The following is a 19,852-nucleotide window of genomic DNA, read 5'->3' as shown; positions in this document are numbered from 1 at the left end:
TTCCTCAACCACCCAATCCACATAGCGCTGATCTTTGGTACCTGCTAGACACTGCCGTCGGGCGCGCATGCATGAAGATCGGTGTTCTGATGATCGGCTCGCTCTACTGGGATCAGGCAAGGAAAGATTGGCGTCGCGACCGACTTGTCGGTATCAATCCGCTGCGCGTGAGGGCGCCCATCCGCTATGGCCGGCTTTCGTCGACGCGCGGAGACACGTACTCGATGGTCTTTTCAGCAGGTATAGAGAAGGAGAAATTCGGTCAGGCCATTGCGGTACCGTGCAGGCAGCGCGCGACTACGTTTGATGATCTGCTGGAAGAAGCAAGGTACCTCTGGGCAGCTGAGAATAACTGTGAGCGAATGGAGCAAATTTGTGCGTCGTGGGGATGCGTGGCGCTACTACCAAACCCGAGGCGGGAACTCCCACGCGGCGTTCTGGCGGACTGGAAGGTGCATGTTGCCCATGAATGCCGCTATCCGCAGTTGAAGCATGCTAGGGGAGAGCCTGCGGCGGTGTCCGAGTGCGGCATCTTAAACATTCCCTGGCCGCAACTGCTAGACGGTGCAGAACTCGAATTCGACGCACTGCTCGGGACGGCGACAGACCCGACAATCAATAGTGGCGACTACCCGTCAGCCCAGATGATTGCCAGCGCATGGGCAGAACACCAAGAAAATGCGCACGTTGAATATTTTGACAACAACGTGTCAAACGGAATTACGACATGGCAGGATCGGGAGATTAAGCATTGGCTCGAACAACTGCGCCGCACACAGTAGGCACCAAGCGACACAGCTCTCCGCGTCGCGCGGGCGGGCGTCGTTGTTTTGTGGTCACGACGCAGGGCAGCATTAGAACCGGTCAGTCTATTTGACAAGCTACCGCCACGCGCCCTGCCTTGCACGTGTGAAATTTTCTTAATATATTGATATATAAGAATTTCCACCACACCAGTTTTATTTGACGGTTATTTGATGGCGGGATCGTGACCACAGACACTTCCGAATACGGCCTCGAAAGCCTGATCTGTACGGAACTGGCTGGCGAAGCCTGCCGCCCACCCGCGGCAGGCGAGGTCACCGAGCCTGCCTCGGGCTACGGCGGCGTCGGCTGGAGTTGCGGCAGTTACCAGCATTACGACCGCGAGTACTGCGTTGATTGGCCTCAGCTTGCCGCCTTCCTCGAAACTACGCAGCCGGAGGCCGCCACCGCCTTCGTGCTCGACGGCGACGGCCCGACCCGGCGCAGGTTCCTCGCGCGGCTGCAGGGAGAAATCGCAAAACGAGGAACGATCGACGTGCTTCGGCACGGAATCCGGCACGGCGCGCACGACCTCGCGCTCTTCTATGGGACGCCGTCGCCCGGCAATGTACAGGCTCAAGAGCGTTTCGAGTGGAACCGCTTCACGGTCACGCGACAGCTTCGCTACAGCCGCGACGAGACGCAGCGGGCGCTGGACATCGCGATGTTCATCAACGGCCTTCCGGTCATTACCTTTGAGCTCAAGAACAACCTCACCAAGCAGACCGTGAACGACGCGGTCGAGCAATACCGGAGAGATCGGAATCCACGCGAGAAGCTGTTTGAGCTTGGCCGCTGTGTCGCCCACTTCGCCGTGGATGAGTCTGAAGTGCGCTTTTGTACCGCGTTGAAAGGCAAGGCCTCGTGGTTCCTGCCATTCAACCGCGGCTGGAACGACGGCGCTGGCAATCCGCCCAATCCGGACGGAATCAAGACTGATTACCTGTGGCGGGAAGTGCTGACCCGCGAAAGTCTGACCGACATCCTCGAAAACTACGCCCAGATCGTGGAGACTAAAGATGAGAAAACGGGCAGAAAGACGCGCAAGCAGATCTGGCCCCGGTTCCATCAACGCGACGCCGTACGCCGTTTGCTCGCGGATGCCGCCAAGCATGGGGCAGGGCAGTGCTACCTGATTCAGCACTCGGCCGGCAGCGGCAAGAGCAACTCCATCGCCTGGCTGGCGCACCAGTTGATCGGCCTCGGCGAGGTCGGCGCCCCGATCTTCGACTCCGTTATCGTGGTCACCGACCGCCGCATCCTCGATAAGCAGATCAACGACACCATCCGGCAGTACGCTCAGGTTGGCGCCACCGTAGGCCATGCCGACCGCTCAGGCGATCTGCGGCGCTTCATTGAGTCGGGCAAGAAGATCATCATCTCGACCGTGCAGAAGTTTCCGTTCATTCTCGACGAGATCGGCAACCAGCAGCGCAGGCGACGCTTCGCCATCCTCATCGACGAGGCCCATTCCAGCCAGGGCGGGCGCACCAGCGCTGCGATGGCGCAGGCGCTGTCCGAAGCCGGCGCGGAAGGCGAGGGCGACAGCTTCGAGGACCGGATCAACCAACTGATGGAGCAGCGCAAGCTTCTTCCCAACGCCAGTTACTTCGCCTTCACCGCTACGCCCAAGAACAAGACGCTGGAGATATTCGGCGCGGCCGACCCGCAGCCAGACGGCACGGTCAAGCACCGGGCTTTCCACAGCTACACGATGAAACAGGCGATCCAGGAAGGCTTCATCCTTGACGTGCTCGCGCACTACACGCCGGTCCGGAGCTACTACAAGCTCGCCAAGACCATCGAGGATGACCCCGAGTTCGACACGAAGAAGGCGCAGAAGAAGCTGCGGCGCTTTGTGGAGGGCCACGGCCACGCCATCCGCCTGAAGGCCGAGATCATGGTGGACCACTTTCACGACCAGGTGCTGGCGCAGCGCAAGATCGGCAACGAGGCGCGGGCGATGGTGGTCACCAACGGGATCAAGCGTGCGGTCCAGTATTTCCAGGCTATTCGCGAGTATCTCCAGGAGCGCAAGAGCCCGTATCGGGCCATTGCGGCCTTCTCCGGAGAGCATGAGTTCGGCGGCGTGAAGGTCAGTGAAGCGTCGCTCAACGGGTTTCCCTCCCGCTCGATCCCGGAAAAGTTCCGAGAGAGTCCCTACCGCTTTCTCGTCTGCGCCGACAAGTTTCAGACCGGCTATGATGAGCCGTTGCTGCACACCCTGTACGTGGATAAGACGCTGTCCGGGATTCAGGCGGTGCAGACCCTGTCGCGCCTCAACCGCGCGCATCCGAAAAAGCACGATGTATTCGTGCTGGATTTCCTGAACGACGCGGAGACTATCCGTGAGGCGTTTGCGGACTACTACCGCGCAACGGTCCTCGCCGACGAGACCGATCCCAACAAACTGCATGATTTGCAGGCCGATCTGGACGGCGCGCAGGTTTATTCACCCGAACAGGTTGAAGGCTTTGCGCGGCTGTACCTTGACGGCGCCGACCGCAACCAGCTTGATCCGATTCTCGATGCCTGCGTGGCGGTGTATAAGAACGAACTCGACGAGGACGGACAGGTCGATTTCAAGGGCAGGGCCAAGGGCTTCGTGCGGACTTACAACTTTCTGTCCTGCGTACTGCCCTGGACCAACGCTGCCTGGGAGCAGCGTTCGATCTTTCTCAACTTCCTGATTCCCAAACTTCCAGCGCCGCGGGAGGAGGACCTGTCCAAGGGCATTCTGGACGCCATCGACATGGACAGCTATCGAGTCGAGAGACAGGCGGTACGGAAGATCCTGCTGCCTGATGAAGATGCCGAAGTCGATCCGGTGCCGACTCGCGGAGGCGGCCACCGGCCCGATCCGGAACTCGACCGGCTGTCTAACATCATCAACCAGTTCAATGACCTGTTCGGCGACATCGCCTGGGACGACGGTGACCGAGTGAAGCGGCTCATCACGGAGGAAATCCCTTCGCGCGTGGCCGGAGATACCGCGTTCAGGAACGCCCGGCAGCACTCCGACCGGGAGAACACGCGTATCGAACACGACAAGGCCCTTCTGCGCGTGATGACTTCGATGATGAAGGACGACAGCCAGTTGTTCAAACAGTTCATGGACAATGACGGCTTCAAGCGCTGGATGACCGACACAGTTTTCGACCTCACCTCGGAGCACTTCGATGCATCATCGCCTTAGCTTATTTCTCGGAATAACCGCTCTTGCAGTGGGCAGCGCGTTTGCCGATGTTGTGGATTCGCGCTATTACACGCCGTCCCCGGGGGACGAGGTGATCGACAGCGGCGTCATGAATGTGTCGCGCCTGGGCGAGGCCATCAGCAGCGAAGAATTCCAGGTTATCCGTCGCGCGGATGGGGGCCGGACAATCGTCAGTAGGGTGACCGCCGCGGACAACAGTTTTGAAATTCCCGCGCGCTGGGACTATGACGCCGACGAACAGGCCACAGGCGCAGCGGGTTGGGGAAAGCATGCCGACGGGCGCGTGTTTGAGGTGACTCTGACGAGAGCCGCCGAAGCGGCCACGATGTCCGTTGCATACGAGTCCGGCGAACGGGTGACCTACGAGGGAGAGTGCCCGTCGGGATGTCTGATGGACATGATGCCGGGCGCCATACCGCAATTCACGATGTCGCGGCGCTACGACGCCGACAGGGCGGGCGTGCAGGATTTCCGCTGGATGGCTTTCGTCTTGAACCAGGACATGCGGTCATTCGACGTGGTCGTAAGCATCGATCATGCGCGGGACTTCAGCGTTGCCCGCGCCGACGGATCGGAGATCACCGTTCGTCATTTCGTGTTTGACGAGAAAGGCTCGCTGGACGGTACCGGCGAGGGGTACGAAACGCACTCGAATCTTTGGGTGGATACGACGCACCGCCCGATCAAGTTCAAGGTCGGACAGACCATCGGTTTGCGCGCGGGATTCGAGGATATCGACGATCGGCTGACGCCTGAATGACGATTCGCCCGGTTCGCCGGAACACCATCGAGATACTTGCGCCGAAGACCACTCACGGCCGCCGCGAGCCTCTCGCGCCGACGTCGCATAGCAAGGATCGGGTCGATTTCGGCATCAGGAGTGTTTACGTTACGGGAATTCACCGCCGATGACCGCTTCCCGGAGTACCGCATGTACACGACCGACTACGATCGAATCGAGGCCGCGATTCGCTATCTGGCCAGGCATCGCAGGCGCCAGCCCGAGCTCGCGGACCTGGCGGCGCACGTTGGTCTGAGCCAAAGCCATCTGCATCGGCTGTTCTCGCGCTGGGCCGGCGTCACGCCAAAGCGCTTTCTCGAGTTTCTTACCGTTCAGCACGCGAAGAAACTGCTCGACAACTCCGAGTCCGTGCTCGCGGCAGCCTATGGGAGCGGGCTCACCGGCCCGGGCAGACTCCACGATCACTTCGTCACCGTGGAAGCGGTCACGCCGGGAGAGTACCGGAGCAGGGGCGCAGGGCTGACGGTTCGCTTCGGCACTGGAGAATCACCGTTCGGGCCTGTGTTCGTAGCCTGGACCGAGCGCGGCGTCTGCCGGGTTGGGTTTGCGGCTGACGGGGACGTTTCCGCCGAGAAAGAAACTCTCCGCCGCACCTGGGCGCGGGCGTCGTTCGAAGGTGATGAATTGATGGCAACGGCGCTGGCGCGGTCCATCTTCGCGGCGCCATTCGAAGCCGAGGGCCGCCCGTTGACCGTACATGTGCGCGGGACCAACTTCCAGCTGGCCGTCTGGCGCGCCCTGCTGCGCGTACCGCCCGGGCAGGTCGTCACATACGGCCGTTTGGGTGAAGAGGTCTGCGGCGCGCAGGCGGCTCGGGCGACGGGGAACGCGGTGGGGAAAAACCCGATCGCATTCCTCATCCCGTGCCACCGCGTGATTCGCGCGGGAGGGATTACGGGGAACTACGCCGGGGGCGTTACGCGGAAACGCTGCATGCTGGCGTGGGAGGCGAGTCGCCATCTCATCGGCGGCACCGAAATAGGCCAAGCCGGGAGTGCGTCATGAACCGCCTGCTTCCCATCAAAGAGGAACAGCCCTACGCGCCAACCCTGACTTCCGTGGGGCCCGCACTGCGCGCAGCCGCCGAGCACGCCATCGACTGGCTCGCGGAGGTCGACCAGCGGCCGGTAGCCGCCAGTCGCACTCCTCCGGAGTTGCGGCGCCGCCTCGACAGCCCCCTGCCGGAGTATAGCTCGGACCCCGTGTCCGTCATCGACGATCTCGTCGCAAACGTAGAGGGCGGACTGCTTGGATGCGCCGGTGGACGCTTCTACGGTTGGGTCATTGGTGGCGCACATCCTGCGGCGCTGGCGGCGGACTGGCTGGTGTCCGCCTGGGATCAGAACGCGACATTGGCGGCTTGTTCCCCCGCCGAAGCGGTGATTGAGGAAATCGCCGGCCGCTGGGTCATCGAACTGTTGGGCCTTCCCGACCACTCGTCGTTCGCCTTTACCTCGGGGTGCCAACTCGCTCACGTGACGGCCCTGGCCGCCGCCCGCCGCTACCTGCTCCTCGGCTGCGGACATGATCCGGAGCGCGAGGGGCTCGGGAACGCCCCCCAACTGCACGTCGTCACGGGCACGCACGGACACCACTCAGTGGACCGGGCGGTGCGGATATTGGGGCTCGGATCGAAGCATCTCCACCTCGTGCCCACCACGGCCGACCGACTGGATGTTCCGGCACTCGCGGCGTTGCTAACTGAACTGGAGGATGCCCCAGTAGCGGTCTGCCTTTCTGCCGGCGATATCAACACCGGGAACTTCGATGAATTCCGGACCGTGATGCCGCTCTGTCGCTCGCGTGGCAACACTTGGGTGCATGTTGATGGCGCGTTCGGGCTATGGGCGAAGGTGTCGCCGCGTTTCGCCCACTTGCTCGACGGTGTCGAAGGGGCCGACTCGTGGGCGACCGACGCCCACAAATGGCTCAACACGCCGTTCGATATCGGCTTCGTAGCTATCCGCCACCGGGAGGCGCATCGCGCTGCCATGAGCATCCGGGCTCCGTACCTGACCCACGCCGCCAGCGCTCGGGACCAACTCAATTGGACCCCCGAGTGGTCCCGTCGCGGTCGAGGTGTCCCTGTGTACGCCGCGGTGAAGGCGCTCGGCCGCCGCGGGATCGCTGACATCGTCGAGCGATGCAGCGATGCCGCAGCGAATCTCGTAGAGGGCATCGGCTCCCTTCCCGGTACCGAGGTCCTCTCGCCCGCGGTCATCAATCAGGGGCTGGTCCGATTTCGGGACCCCGCCGGTACCGATCACGACGGATTCACCGACCGGGTGATCGCCGCCATTCAGGCCGAAGGAACGGCATGGTTCGGCGGTACCCACTGGCGTGGCATGCGCGCGATGCGGATTAGCGTCTGCTCCTGGGCTACCCAGCCCGACGACGTCCGGAAGACCGTCCATGCAGTCGAGCGTGTGCTCACCGCTCTGCTGCCGGGGGCGGCCGTGTAGAGCGAGACAGGGCGCTTACCTGTTCGAACACGCGCAGAAAGTTGCCGCCCCAGATCTTCGCGACGTCCTGTTCGGAGTAGCCGCGGCGTACCAGTTCCGTCGTCACATTGGCCGCGTCGCCTTCGTCCCGCCAGCCGGCGATGCCGCCTCCATGGTTGAAATCCGTGGCCAGCCCCACGTGGTCGATACCCAGCAGATACACGACGTAATCCACCTGGTCCACGAGGTCGGATACGGATGCGCCGGGCAGGCGCTCGTTGATTTCCTGTGTTTCGCGGAAGTAGGTCTCGCGCTGCTCGACGGTCTCGCGTCGGTTGCGGCTCAACAGATCGAGAATGGCATTGGAGCGTTCGGGGCTGGGTTCCTTGAGGTATCCGTCGAAGGCGACTATGTGCACGACGCCACCGGAGGACCCAACCGCCTCAAGGGCCCGGTCGCTCAGGTTGCGAGGATGGTCCACCAGCGCCTTCACGCCCACGTGCGACGCCACGACCGGTGCGCGGCTCAGGGCGACAGTCTGTAGCAGGGCATCCTCGGTGATCTGCGATACGTCGATGATCACGCCCAAGTCGTTCAGACGGGCCACCAGGTTCCGGCCCGCGTCCGACAGGCCCCCGTGCCGTGCCGGGACATCGCCCAATCGAGGGCTGGGGCGTGCCGAATCGGCAAACTGGTTGTGCCCGAGGTGGGTGAATCCGACCATGCGCACGCCAGCAGCGAAAAACTCATCGAGGTGCTCTCCCCCTGCGCCCAGGCTGTAGGCGTTCAGCATGGACATCAGAGCGCTGCGCCGTCCTTCGGCCGTATGGGTGCGCAGATCGTCCGCCGTCAACGCGAGGCCGATGCGCTGCGGATACATTTCGAGAGCCATGCGGCGGATGGCCGCGGCCTTGGTGCGGGCCTGTTCGAGCGCCCGCGCGTAGCCGGTTTCGTCCAGCGGTCCGTGTGAGGCAAATACGGCAAAGGCGGCGGCGTCCAGCCCGCCGCGTTCCATCTTCGGCAGGTCCACCGGTTCGAATCCGTCCACGCCCGGGTCCGATTCCGCCGTCGCGAACGTGAGGGGAATGTCCACGTGGGCGTCGAAGGTAAACACGCGATCATGGAGCGCGCGAATCTCCGGCGCAATCTGGCCGTTCGCGGCTGCAGCCCAGGCGAGGGCCGTCGCCAGGACCAGTGCCCGGCGCATCAGGTCAGATTGACGAAGGTCTCGGCGACCAGTTCCGGGTGGGTCAGCATGCCGCCGCGCGGGATGTCCAGTTCGATGAATTGCCAACCGGGACCGCGCGCGGGGCCGACCATGAAGTCGCTGGTCATGGAATATTCCTGGCCCACGCAGTGAATATAGGTGCGCGGCAGGCCCTCCCAGCCGCCGTTTTTCAACTCCAGCACATCGCTCCAGGCGCGCATCGGGTGGAGCGTGATCTTGTCCTTCAGGAGCGCCTGGAGCTCGGGTTCGGAATCCGGCACCACCATCTCGAGGGGGTAGGAGTCGAAATAGTCCATCCGGTAGCCGTCGACGAACTTTTCCATGCGCTTGATGAAGTACTCGGAGAGTTCGCCCTCCGGCGTGCGGCTCACGCCGCTCATGCGGTCGCCCGCCGGGACCAGCGCATCGAAGAAGACGATGCGCCGTATGCGCTCGCGCCTTGCATCCGCGACGCCGGTAATGACCATGCCGGCGAAGGAATGTCCGACGAGGATGACGTCATCGAGGCTCTCGAAGTCGATGATGTTGACGATGTCCTGGATATGGGTGTCGAGACCCACGTCCGGACTTGTCGTGTGGGCGCGGTCGCCGCAGCCGGTCAGCGAAGGCGCGTATACGTCGTGGCCGGCCCGCTCCAGGATGCGGCGCACGAACTGCCAGCTCCAGCCGCCCAGCCAGGTGCCGTGCACGAGGATGAAGGTCTTGGATTCTTCCCCGGCCTCGGCCTTCGCGACCGACCCCGCCGCCGAAGCGACGAGCGCGGCGCCAGCCCCCGCGAGCGTCTGCCGGCGGGTAAGCTTCCCGTTCCTGTCGCGCACGCCGTTATGCGGGCTTGGTGGCGTTCATCACGCCGAACCGCGGCAGGGCGACCGGCCCCTCCTCGTTCAGATCGAACCCGGCGGCGCGGACAAGGTCCTGCAGCCCGTTGGTGCGGTACTTGATCGTCCACACCTCGTTGTTCCAGCGATGGTCCCACCAGCGCCGGTACTGGCCGTATGCCGTCCGGGGAAACGGGTTCTTCAGGTTGAAGTCGATGGGGTAGAAGATTCCGCCCGGGCGCGTGATGCGGAAGGCCTCGTTGACGATGTCCTTCGTGCCCTGGGGCGAGACTTCATGAAGCATGATGTAGCTGGTCACCAGGTCGAAGTGGTTGTCGGGGAAGCGCGTGTCTTCCGCCAGGCGCTGGGCGAAATTGACGTCCAACCCCCTTTCCACCGCGCGCAGATGGCCGTACCGCACCATTGGCCCGCCGACATCGATGCCCCAGACTTCTGCATCCGGGAAACGCTCCTTCAGCGCCATGGCCAGTTGGCCGACGCCGGTGCCGAGGTCCAGAATGCGCTTGACCTTGCCGTCCTCCGGTATCGGCAGCCCGAAGGCCGCTGTCATGTGCAACGCATCCTGGTCGTTGCGCCCGGTATAGAAGCCGTTGGTGCCGTAGTCGTACATGTGCCCTGCGAAGTCGTTGCCCACGTAGCCGCCCGGCTGGATGTGGATCTCGTGGCGCGTGTAGTCGGGCATCTCGAGGTCGGGGTTCAGTTCCAGGGTTCCGGGACCGCGGTTGTCGACCGCTTCCATCTCGCTCAGGTAGGTGTCGGCATTGTTTTCGCACTCGGCTTTCATGTTGTTCCAGGAAAGCTGCTGCACCGACATCCAGGTCCGGGTCCTTGCGCTTACGACGGGATCGTCCTGCAGCAGGGCGATGGCTTCCTGCATCGGCAGTTCCGTGTCCGGAGAAATGCCCTTGCTGGCCAGAATATCGTTTGCGCGCCGGCCGGCGGCCTGGCTCAATGTCTGGTTGGCGAAGGTCCGTACCGACATCAGGAAATCCATCCGGCTTTCCAGGTCGATTTCCGGCAGGCGTTCCATGCGCCCGTTGCGGCCCCGCGGCGCCAGAGTGCCCGGTACGTTCCCGGTCGTCTTGGGCGGGGGCGGCAGATCGTCCCGCGTTTCGAAAAATCCCATCGCCGGCGGCGCGGTGCGTTGCTGCGCTGCGCGGCTCGCGAATGGCGCTGCCACCAGGGATGCTGCCCCGGCGAACAAACCCATTACGGATCGTCTGTTGATCATTTTTCGCTACCTCCTAGAACTGGCGTTCTTCGCCGAACGGACGTGCGCTCGACGTATCGCGCGACAGGACGCTGTAGACCCGCTCGACCATTTCCATACGTTCCGCTTCCCAAGCCTCTTTCTCGGCGTCGGTCGGCACGTAGGCCTCGACCATTTCAGTCGTAGCCATGCCTTCGGTTTCCATCAGCCGTTCGATAACCTTGATGCGCTGGCGGTCGGCCCAGATTTCCGCTCCGAGCGCGATCACGACGGACATCAGGTTGTCGATGTGCGGGTTACCCAGGAATATGGCGGCATCCGTGTCCGCCGCGATGAAAGGCGCGGCCCTGCTGCGCCCTTTCTCGACTTTTTCGCTCATGGTGTTTTCTCCCGTTCTTGGCCGAACTACGCGGAACCGCGGAATTGTCGAACTGCGGTTCGCGGAGAACCGGCATTGGCGCCCAAGCGTTAAGCCCCATAAGGTTACCATTATTCTTGCGGGCAGGAGCGTGGGCGACGTTAGAATATCCGCCGCACGGGCTTCCGTCGGCAGTCACGCGAGACGCAAATGAACGATCCGCAATATTTTGACCATCCGGTGCTGGACCACCTGGTTGAAACCGTGATGCAGCTCGGCAGCGAATTGTGGACCACAAGGCGCCGCCTGGAACTGCTGGAGAAGGTGCTGGCCGATGCCGGCGCCTTGCCCGATGACGCCGTGGAGCTTTACATGCCGTCCGCCGAAGAAATCGAGGCCGAGGCCGCGCGGCGGGACGCCTTCGTCCGGCGGGTATATGCCGGATTCGCCCGGGGCGGGGAAGTGCAGGAGGCCCCGCCGGAACCCTAGGGCGCTGACACGCCCTGGCTGCGGGACCGCACACAAACGGAGAGAGAAATGGATCGAGGACAACTGGGCGGCCTGAACCGCCTTCCATCCCTGGACGCCGAGCAACGCCTCGGCTTCGCCTTGAGTTTGCGCACGATGATCACCGCCGGGGGCGTCAGCGCCAAGTCGCGCGCGGCGGGAAGCGCGGCCCTGAAGGAGGCGGGCATCCAGGTGGACGACGTGGAAGCGATTTGCCGCGTCATGGACCGCATCCCCGACACGCAGATTCGCAACCGGATGCTGCGCAGCCTCCAGGAAATGACCTGGGACTCCGCCTTCAGCGCCGTCGACGGCGACCGCGAACGGATGGAGCGGGAGTTGCAGGAGGAATCGGACGTTTCCCTGCTGGAGCTGAACCCGGACCTCGAGATGCCGGACTACATCAAGTTCGACTTTCACCTTCAACCGGGCGGCTATGTCGGCGACGCACTGGCGGGCGAGGTCTATCACCATGGGACCAACGCGTTCTACATGGGCTTCAACGCCGGCGACATGATCCACAACGGCCTGGTCGCCTGCGGCCAGGAGCCGCTGAGCGGCGGCGTGGAGCGCGCGCTCGACATGGCGACGGGCATCGGCCAGTGCGCCACCGCGCTCAAGCAGCGCTATCCCGATGCCGAGGTGTGGGGCCTGGACCCGTCCGAACCGCTGCTGCGATACGCGCACAAGCGCGCCAAGGGCATGAACCTGCCCGTGCGCTTCAGGCAGGCCAGGGGAGAGTCCACCGGTTTCGACGAAGGCCATTTCGACGTCATCAACAGCTACATCCTGTTTCACGAGATTCCGTTCAGCGCCACCGAGAAGGTGGTGCACGAGATCTACCGGATCCTGCGCCCCGGCGGCGTGTTCAACATCTACGATTTCCCGGTCGGCGATCCGATGACTCCGGAATCGCGCTACATGTTCGAAATGGACCATCGCGACAACGGCGAGCCCTGGTCGATCGACCTGATGGAGAACGACTTCGACGGCCTGCTGAAGTCCGCCGGTTTCGAGATCACTCCGGGACCGCGTCAGTTCCTGGTGGTCAAGACCTGGCACTGCCACAAGCCGGAATAGGATCCGGCCCGACAATGCGCATTCTCAAAGATCTGAACGAGTTTTCCTTACGAACTTCCATCGTTTCGATTGCGGCCGGCATTTTTCTGGCGGCCTGCGGAGGTTCAGGAGATGATGGCCCGCCTCCCAGTCTCAGTGTTTCCGCAACCAGCATTGACGCGGACGCGGGCGGCGAGAACGTTTCGGTAAGCGTGTCCAACAGCGGCGGCGGGTCGCTCAACTGGACGGCATCGATCCCCTCTGGCGTCGATTGGGCACGTATTTCAAGCGGCTCCAGCGGAACCAATGCAGGGACCGTTCAAATCGAGGTGGATGCGAATGATGGCGCCGCAAGAGAGTTCGAGTTGACCGTCTCGGCGAGCGGGTCCGCCTCGCGGACCGTGACGATCAGCCAGGCGGAGGCGCCTCCAGTCATTGATCTGTCCGTGGTCAGCACCGATCTCGAGGGGGATGGGGGAAGCGTGACCGTGCAGGTCAGCAATACGGGATACGGCACGATGGATTGGACCGCGAGCCTGCCGGAAGACGTGGACTGGGCCTTTATCGAGAGCGGCGAATCCGGAACGGACTCCGGAGAAATCGTGGTTCGGTATGGTCTGAATGGCGGCGCGGACAGGGAACTTGAAGTCACGGTGACGGCGTCCGCCGCTTCGAATTCACCGCAGTCCCTCGCCCTGAGTCAGGATTGGTTCGGCGCCAGCGCTTGTACCTATCCGGCAGCCCGAAAGGCAGTATTCGATCTCATGGAGGAGGTCTATTACTTCAATGACGAGAGCGAGCAGGCAGCCAAGTACGGGGACCTTGTTCTGGAGGACCACAATACCCTCGACGCCATGCTGGACGAGCTCCGCTGGAAGCCGGAGACCCATGACAGGGGCTTCAGTTACTGGCTGACCAAAATTCGATCGGACATGATATTTGCCGGAGAGGCCTACGTATTCGGTTTTCGAATAATTTATATCGTCGATCAAAACACCGAACCGGTGCACCTTGAGATCCTTGATGTGTATCAGAATTCTCCTGCGGGGAAGGCCGGCTTCCAGCGTGGCGACAAGATTCTCTCGCTCAACGGCAAGGCGATCGACAGCTTGAGCTTCGATCAGATCGGCGCCGAGTTCGGCCCTAACGAGGAGGGGCGCGAAGTGACCTTCGAGCTGGAAAAAGTGAACGGTGACCGGTCAACCCTGGACGTAGCCAAAGACCTGGTTACCATCCCGACGGTACCGGAGGAACACGCTACCGTATTCGATACCGGCGCGGGCAAAGCCGGGTACGTTCATTTCAGGACGTTTTTCGGCGACGCCAACGAGCGGCTGCTTGAGGAGTTTGCCGAGTTCAACCGGCAGGGCGTTCGGCACCTGATCGTGGATTTGCGCTACAACGGTGGAGGCAGCGTTCCGATCGCTTACGGTCTGGCTACATTGATCGGGGGTCCAGAACTCTTTGAAGGCGGCCGCCGGACCGTCCTGTCAAGGCGAATTCACAACGACTTGCTGGAGGGTTTCGGCTGGAACGAGACCGCTTATTTCGGCTGCGGGGTCTATGGTTCGCAGGAACTGGTCGCCAAGTGCGAGAACGAATCGTCGCTGCGGGACCTGGAAAACGTCGTGTTCATCACGAGCCGAAGCTCCGCATCCGCCAGCGAACTTGTGGCCACGGCGATGCAGCCCCATGAAAACGTGACATTGATCGGAGAGCGAACCTACGGTAAGCCGGTGGGTCAATACGGATTCGACTTTTGCCTGGAGGATCCGGGCAACCGGCGGTCCGGCCTGGGAATCATGTGGCCTGTTTCGTTCGCAACCGTCAACGCCGACGGGTTTGAGGACTACTACGACGGTCTGGCCGTAGAGTGCGAGGTTCCCGATGACCGGGCCAGTCAGCTCGGAACGGCGGAAGAGGGGCGTATAGCCGCGGCCTTGCGCTTCATCGAAACGGGAAGCTGCGATGCGCCGGCGTCCGCCCGGGCGGCCAAGGCACAGGAAGCCAGCCAGGTAATACCGCCGCAGGACCCGATCCAGCAGCACATCGGCTACTGATAACGCCGTGGGGCGGAGGGCGGGACGCCGCGAGGGCGATGCCCTCGCTCCCAGGTGAGGTCGACGGCGCCGAGGGGGACGTGCCCCCACTCCCTCTTTTACGCGGCGCGGGCCTGCAATTGGGCGGCGGTCTGTTCGCCGATCATGCGGCCGAAGGTCATGGCCGGCATCAGCGACATGCCGCCGACGAAGGCGGCGCCCGAAAGGCGCGTGAAGCCGAGTATTTCACCGGCCGCGTAGAGGCCGCCGATCGGCTTGTCGGATTCGTCCACGACCTGCAGGTCGCCGTTGACATTGACGCCGCCGGGGCTGATCACGGTCACGCCCAACGCTTCAATGCCGTAAAACGGCGCTCGGTCGATGCGGCGCGGCAGGAACAGGCGATTGTAGTCGGGGTCCTCGTGATTATCGACGGCTTCGTTGTAGCGCGCGACCGTTTCCGCGAGGTTTTCCGGCGGGATATCGAACCGGCCGGCCAGTTCCTCGATGGAGTCGGCCTTCTGGAACGCGGGGTGGGTGTTGAACTCGGGGCGCAGGTCGCGGCCCTGTTTGTCCAGAACGGTCATGCTCGGTGCGTTCTGGCGTATGCCTTCGTCGAACACGATGACCATGCGCATGCCGGGCTGCTTCAACAGCGAGGTCTCGCTGTAGTGAATGCTCGGGTGGTCTTCGCGCAGAAACCGCTTGCCCTGGCCGTCCACGTATATTTCCCATGGCGCGCGGTAGGCCGGCGCCAGCTGGAAGAACCAGGCGCTCAAGGGGTCGTTCGGATCCTGCAGGAAGCCCGCGAAGGTGGCCAGAAACTGGTCGGTGTGATCGATCCTGGCGCCGATGTCGCGCGCCGCAATAATCCCTTCTCCCCGCGAAAACGGGTTGCAGTGGGAATGCAGGGGGTAGGGCGTGACTTCGTTCCACAGCTCGGGATTGGCGGCGTACCCGCCGGTGGTCAGCGCCACGTTCGGCGCCCGGAATTCGAGTTCCTGACCGTTGCATTGGGCCTTGATTCCGACCACGGCCCCGGAAGCGGAAGTGAGCAGGCCGGTCATGCGGGTCTGCAGCCGCAAGTCGATCGCCCCCGACGCCACCAGTTCCCGGTGCACCGGCTCGATCACCTTGAGAATCGAAATGGCCTGCTCGTGGCCCCAGACGTAACGGCGCGTCGTATAGGGCTCGTGCACCATTCCCGCGACGGGCGTTTCCGGCGCCAGCTCGAGTCCCAGGTCCATGAGCCAGTGCAGGGTCTCCGCGGCGCCGCCTGTGGCCAGCCGCCCGAGGACCGGGTCTATGCCGCCATAGGCGATGCGCTGGGCGTCCTGGTAGTGCTCCTCGGCGCTGTCCTCGATGCCCAAAGCAGCCTGCTGGCGCGTGCCCGCGGCGCTGATCTGGCCGGAAGACCAGTAGAGCGTCCCGCCGACACGCGTGTCGGCGTCGATCTGTAGAACGCGGGCGCCGCCCTGGGCCGCGAAGATCGCCGCCGGCAAACCGGCGGAACCGGCGCCGACTACGATGATGTCGTATTCCCGACTCATGATTTCTTGCCGGCCATCTTCAGCAGAGGCTCAATGAGGTCTATCGGCAACGGGAACACGATGGTGGAAGTGCCCTCATTCGCCACCTCGGTAAGCGTTTGCAGGTAACGCAACTGCAAGGCTTGTCCCTGTTCGGCCAGTTTGGACGCGGCTTCCGACAATTGTCCGGCAGCCTGACTCTCGCCTTCGGCGTGAATGACCTTGGCGCGCCGGGCCCGCTCGGCCTCGGCCTGGGCGGCGATCGCCCGGATCATGCTCTCGTCCAGGTCGACGTGCTTGATCTCCACATTCGAGACCTTGATGCCCCAGGCGTCGGTGTGCTGATCGAGGATCACCTGGATGTCCTGGTTGAGCTTGTCGCGTTCGGACAGCATTTCGTCCAGTTCATGCTGGCCCAGCACGGAGCGCAGGGTTGTCTGCGCAAGCTGGCTGGTGGCCTCGAAAACGTTCGCCACCTGGATGATGGCCCGCTCGGGGTCCACGATACGGAAATACACCACCGCATTGACTTTCACCGATACGTTGTCGCGTGAGATCACGTCCTGGGTGGGCACGTCCATCACGATGACGCGGAGGTCCACGCGAACCATCCGTTGGACCAGCGGGATCACGATGATCAGTCCCGGCCCCTTGACCTTCCAGAACCGGCCGAGCAGGAAAATCACCCCGCGCTCGTACTCCGAGAGGATTCGCACCGAGGCGACTATGAGTACGAGAACGATGATTCCCGCAATAAGATAAGTCAACATTATTAACTCCTTATCCCGTTTTCTTCAACAAAGAGAATAAGTTTGGACGCGCCTCGCGCGCAGGCGGCGAATCGCCGATTTCCAGCCGCAGCCGGTCCACCGACTGCACGTAAAGTTCCTGGCCTTTCCTGACCGGTGACTCGCTGGTGGCATGCCAGCGCTCGCCCTGAACCAGCACCGGCCCGGCGCTTTCAAAATCCTCCAGGACCACGGCTCTCCGGCCCACCAGGCTTTCCGCCCCGCTGACCACAGGCCGGCGCCGGCTGCGGGCCAGCACCACGACCAGGCCGAACATGAGCAGCCCGGCTGCCAGCCCCACGCCCCCGATCACGCGCAGCGGCGCCTCGAATCCGGGAATGCCGGTGTCAAACAGAATGATCGATCCAACAACGAATGCCACGACTCCTCCAAATCCCATCACGCCGAAGCTGGGCGTAATGGATTCCGCAACGATAAGGCCCACCCCCAAAGCCATGAGCGCAAGCCCCGCGTAATTGACCGGCAATATGCTCAGCGCGTAGGCCGCCAGCAGCAGGCTGATGGCCCCGATGACTCCCGGTATCCATGTGCCGGGGTTATAACCTTCCAGCAGCAGTCCGTAAAGACCGACGATCAGCAGCAGGTAAGCCACGTTCGGGTTGGTCAGGATCGACAGGAAGCGGGTGCGCCAGTCGGGCTCCAGCCGCTCGACCTCCGCTCCGGCCGTTTGCAGGAGGACCATCTCGCCGTTCACGTCCACTTCCCGACCGTCCGCCTTCTCAAGCAGTTCCGTCAAATCGTTGGCGATGAAGTCGGCCACGTTCATTTCCACCGCTTCCTCGGACTCCAGCGTCACGCCCTCGCGCACCGCCTGCTCGGCCCAGTCGGCGTTGCGCCCGCGCAGGTTGGCGAGCGAGCGTATCCGCGCCACCGCGTCGTTGACGACCTTGCGCTTCATGGCTTCGGCGTCGATTTCCTCCGCGGTCCTGCCTGGAGGCTCTTCGGCGTCTTCGGAGGAATCGCCGTCTTCGCCGGCGGCATCTTCCCCCGCTTCTTCCTGCGATTCGCCCGTCTCATCGCCTTCGCCGTCGGCCGTTTCGTGTTCGTCGAGCAGAACCGCCCCGATGGACGCGGCCGCGCCGCCGGCCTGGCCCATGCTCACCGGTGTCGCGGCGCCCAGCGTAGTCGTGCGGTTCATGGCGGCGACATGGCTGGCGTAGAGGATGTAGGTGCCCGCGCTGGCCGCCTTCGCTCCGCTCGGCGTCACGTGCACCGCCACCGGCACGTCGGAAGCCAGGATTGCCTTGATCATGTCTTCCATCGCGACCATCAGGCCGCCGGGCGTGTCCAGTTCGAGAACCAGGATTCTGGCATTGCGCTCCTGCGCGGTCTCGAGGCTGGTGATGAAAAATTCGGCGGTCGCTACGCTGATGGCGTCGTCGATCGTAAGCACCAGCGCCAGGCCCGAAGACTCCTCTTCGACAAGCTCGTCCGGCGCGTCCTGCGCCGGGCCCGCGCGCGACAAAAATACGCCCGCAAGGACCAGCAAGGCGGACGAAAACAGGAACCTGCGCGCTTTGGAACGTGCTTGCATAAAGGGCGTAGCATCATAGCACGCAAGGGTGTTCGCCGTTAGAATTCGGGGTTCGCCCAGCAAAACCGCACGGGAGACCAAAAATGGCTTTTGCGCTGACCGACAAACAGGCGACGGACGAGTGGAGTCCGGACGGCTGGCTCGGCCGGGAAACCCAGCAGCAGCCGGAATACCGCAACACCGAGGCGCTGGACGCGGCGCTGAAGGAGCTGTCCGCGCTGCCGCCCATCGTGACCAGCTGGGAGGTCGAGTCGCTGCGCGAGGCCATCGCGGAGGCACAGCGGGGCGAGAGCTTCGTGCTGCAGGGCGGCGACTGCGCCGAAACCTTCGAGGAATGCACTTCCGACATCATCGTGAGCCGGCTCAAGGTTCTGCTGCAGATGAGCCTGGTGCTGAGCTACGGGCTGCGCAAGCCGATCGTGCGGATCGGGCGCATGGCGGGGCAGTACGCCAAGCCGCGTTCGGCGGCGGTGGAATCGCGCCAGCAGGTGTCGCTGCCGAGTTTCCGCGGCGACCTGGTCAACCGGGAATCGTTCACGACCGGCGACCGGGAGCCGGACCCCAGGCTGCTGCTGCGCGGCTACGAGCGCGCCGCATTGACGCTGAATTTCATCCGCTCGCTGGTGGACGGCGGGTTCGCCGATCTGCATCACCCGGAGAACTGGGACCTGGACTGGGTCAATCATTCTCCCCAGTCCAAGGCTTACGAAGTAATCGTGGACCGGATTACCCGCTCTCTGGATTTCATCGAGCACTCCACCGGACGCGACCTGAGCCGCCTGCGCCGCACTGATTTCTATACCTCGCATGAGGGGCTGCTGCTGCACTACGAGCAGTCCCAGACTCGATTCCTGGATCACCGTGGACTGTGGTACGACCTGACCGCCCATTTCCCCTGGATCGGCATGCGTACGGCGCAACCCGACGGCGGGCACGTGGAGTTCTTCCGCGGGGTGGCCAATCCCATGGGGATCAAGATCGGCCCGGGGATGACGCCGGAGTGGCTGCTGGAACTGCTCCGAATCCTGAATCCGGACAACCAGCCGGGACGCATAACGCTGATCCACCGCATGGGCGCGGGCAAGGTCGGCGAGGTTCTGCCGCCCCTGATCGATGCGGTGCAGCGCGCCGGCGCACGGGTCCTGTGGATGTGCGACCCCATGCACGGCAATACTGAAACAGCGTCCAACGGCCGCAAGACGCGCCGGCTCGAGAACATCGAAGCGGAATTGCGGCAGGCGTTCGAACTGCATTCGAGCGCCGGCACCGTCCTCGGCGGCGTGCACCTGGAACTGACCGGCGAGAACGTCACCGAATGCGTGGGCGGAGCGCGGGGGCTGAACGAGGGCGATCTCGACAGGAGCTACCGCACTCAGGTCGATCCGCGCCTGAATTACGAGCAGGCGATGGAACTGGCCATGCTGATCACGCAACAGGCGGCTGCCTAGTTGCCGGACAGCACACTAATATCGGTGC

Annotated in this window: 16 protein-coding genes; 9 read left to right on the top strand and 7 right to left on the bottom strand. The window is 63.2% G+C overall.

Annotation, left to right across the window (positions count from 1 at the left end; translation table 11 throughout):
- The first annotated feature begins 71 nt into the window (after nt 1-71).
- From F4Y72_01550 to F4Y72_01530, 5 genes are all read left to right on the top strand, one after another.
- The gene (locus F4Y72_01550) at nt 72-782 is read left to right on the top strand and encodes a hypothetical protein (protein ID MXZ26972.1); all 711 of its coding nucleotides are present in this window, start codon (nt 72-74) and stop codon (nt 780-782) included.
- A 206-nt stretch (nt 783-988) separates the two neighbouring features.
- Nucleotides 989-4,000 carry a type I restriction endonuclease subunit R gene (locus F4Y72_01545; protein MXZ26971.1) on the top strand — a complete coding sequence of 1,004 codons (3,012 nt, stop codon included), beginning with the start codon at nt 989-991 and terminating at the stop codon, nt 3,998-4,000.
- A gap of 28 nt (nt 4,001-4,028) precedes the next feature.
- Nucleotides 4,029-4,781 carry a hypothetical protein gene (locus F4Y72_01540; GenBank protein MXZ26970.1) on the top strand — a complete coding sequence of 251 codons (753 nt, stop codon included), beginning with the start codon at nt 4,029-4,031 and terminating at the stop codon, nt 4,779-4,781.
- 171 nt (nt 4,782-4,952) lie between these two features.
- Nucleotides 4,953-5,828 carry a methylated-DNA--[protein]-cysteine S-methyltransferase gene (locus tag F4Y72_01535; GenBank protein ID MXZ26969.1) on the top strand — a complete coding sequence of 292 codons (876 nt, stop codon included), beginning with the start codon at nt 4,953-4,955 and terminating at the stop codon, nt 5,826-5,828.
- A complete protein-coding gene (locus tag F4Y72_01530) occupies nt 5,825-7,285 on the top strand; it encodes an aspartate aminotransferase family protein (GenBank protein ID MXZ26968.1) in 1,461 nt (486 codons plus the stop codon). The genes F4Y72_01535 and F4Y72_01530 overlap by 4 nt, the downstream gene beginning before the upstream one ends.
- On the opposite strand, the gene F4Y72_01525 is transcribed toward F4Y72_01530, so the two are convergent.
- Genes F4Y72_01525 through F4Y72_01510 form a run of 4 tightly spaced genes read right to left on the bottom strand, consistent with a single transcriptional unit; the run spans nt 7,254 to nt 10,920 of the window.
- Nucleotides 7,254-8,471 carry a membrane dipeptidase gene (locus tag F4Y72_01525; GenBank protein MXZ26967.1) on the bottom strand — a complete coding sequence of 406 codons (1,218 nt, stop codon included), beginning with the start codon at nt 8,469-8,471 and terminating at the stop codon, nt 7,254-7,256. The genes F4Y72_01530 and F4Y72_01525 overlap by 32 nt on opposite strands.
- A complete protein-coding gene (locus F4Y72_01520) occupies nt 8,471-9,310 on the bottom strand; it encodes an alpha/beta hydrolase (GenBank protein MXZ26966.1) in 840 nt (279 codons plus the stop codon). Before F4Y72_01520 ends, F4Y72_01525 begins: the two co-directional genes overlap by 1 nt.
- Nucleotides 9,311-9,314: 4 nt before the next feature.
- Nucleotides 9,315-10,562, bottom strand: a complete 1,248-nt coding sequence (locus tag F4Y72_01515; GenBank protein ID MXZ26965.1) for a class I SAM-dependent methyltransferase — start codon at nt 10,560-10,562, stop codon at nt 9,315-9,317.
- A 13-nt stretch (nt 10,563-10,575) separates the two neighbouring features.
- A complete protein-coding gene (locus F4Y72_01510) occupies nt 10,576-10,920 on the bottom strand; it encodes a hypothetical protein (protein MXZ26964.1) in 345 nt (114 codons plus the stop codon).
- 189 nt (nt 10,921-11,109) lie between these two features.
- Here F4Y72_01510 and F4Y72_01505 point away from each other — a divergent pair, with 189 nt between their 5' ends.
- The 3 genes from F4Y72_01505 to F4Y72_01495 are packed head-to-tail and all read left to right on the top strand — an operon-like array spanning nt 11,110 to nt 14,525.
- The gene (locus F4Y72_01505; GenBank protein MXZ26963.1) at nt 11,110-11,388 is read left to right on the top strand and encodes a hypothetical protein; all 279 of its coding nucleotides are present in this window, start codon (nt 11,110-11,112) and stop codon (nt 11,386-11,388) included.
- A gap of 48 nt (nt 11,389-11,436) precedes the next feature.
- The gene (locus F4Y72_01500; GenBank protein ID MXZ26962.1) at nt 11,437-12,486 is read left to right on the top strand and encodes a class I SAM-dependent methyltransferase; all 1,050 of its coding nucleotides are present in this window, start codon (nt 11,437-11,439) and stop codon (nt 12,484-12,486) included.
- A 14-nt stretch (nt 12,487-12,500) separates the two neighbouring features.
- Entirely contained in the window at nt 12,501-14,525 is a 2,025-nt protein-coding gene (locus F4Y72_01495) for a PDZ domain-containing protein (protein MXZ26961.1), read from the top strand.
- 98 nt (nt 14,526-14,623) lie between these two features.
- On the opposite strand, the gene F4Y72_01490 is transcribed toward F4Y72_01495, so the two are convergent.
- The 3 genes from F4Y72_01490 to F4Y72_01480 are packed head-to-tail and all read right to left on the bottom strand — an operon-like array spanning nt 14,624 to nt 18,376.
- Nucleotides 14,624-16,054 (bottom strand): FAD-binding protein, encoded by a 1,431-nt coding sequence (locus tag F4Y72_01490; protein MXZ26960.1) that lies wholly within the window; start codon nt 16,052-16,054, stop codon nt 14,624-14,626.
- Nucleotides 16,051-16,803, bottom strand: a complete 753-nt coding sequence (locus F4Y72_01485) for a slipin family protein (protein ID MXZ26959.1) — start codon at nt 16,801-16,803, stop codon at nt 16,051-16,053. The genes F4Y72_01490 and F4Y72_01485 overlap by 4 nt, the downstream gene beginning before the upstream one ends.
- Before the next feature lie 10 nt (nt 16,804-16,813).
- A complete protein-coding gene (locus F4Y72_01480; protein MXZ26958.1) occupies nt 16,814-18,376 on the bottom strand; it encodes a nodulation protein NfeD in 1,563 nt (520 codons plus the stop codon).
- An 83-nt stretch (nt 18,377-18,459) separates the two neighbouring features.
- Between F4Y72_01480 and F4Y72_01475 the strand changes: the two genes are divergently transcribed.
- Nucleotides 18,460-19,824 (top strand): 3-deoxy-7-phosphoheptulonate synthase, encoded by a 1,365-nt coding sequence (locus tag F4Y72_01475; protein ID MXZ26957.1) that lies wholly within the window; start codon nt 18,460-18,462, stop codon nt 19,822-19,824.
- The last annotated feature ends 28 nt before the right edge of the window (nt 19,825-19,852 follow it).

This window comes from Gammaproteobacteria bacterium (genome assembly GCA_009838035.1).
Classification (GTDB): domain Bacteria; phylum Pseudomonadota; class Gammaproteobacteria; order Steroidobacterales; family Foliamicaceae; genus Foliamicus.
The sequence above is the reverse complement of the archived record's forward strand: the minus strand, read 5'-3'. Positions and strand labels throughout refer to the sequence as shown.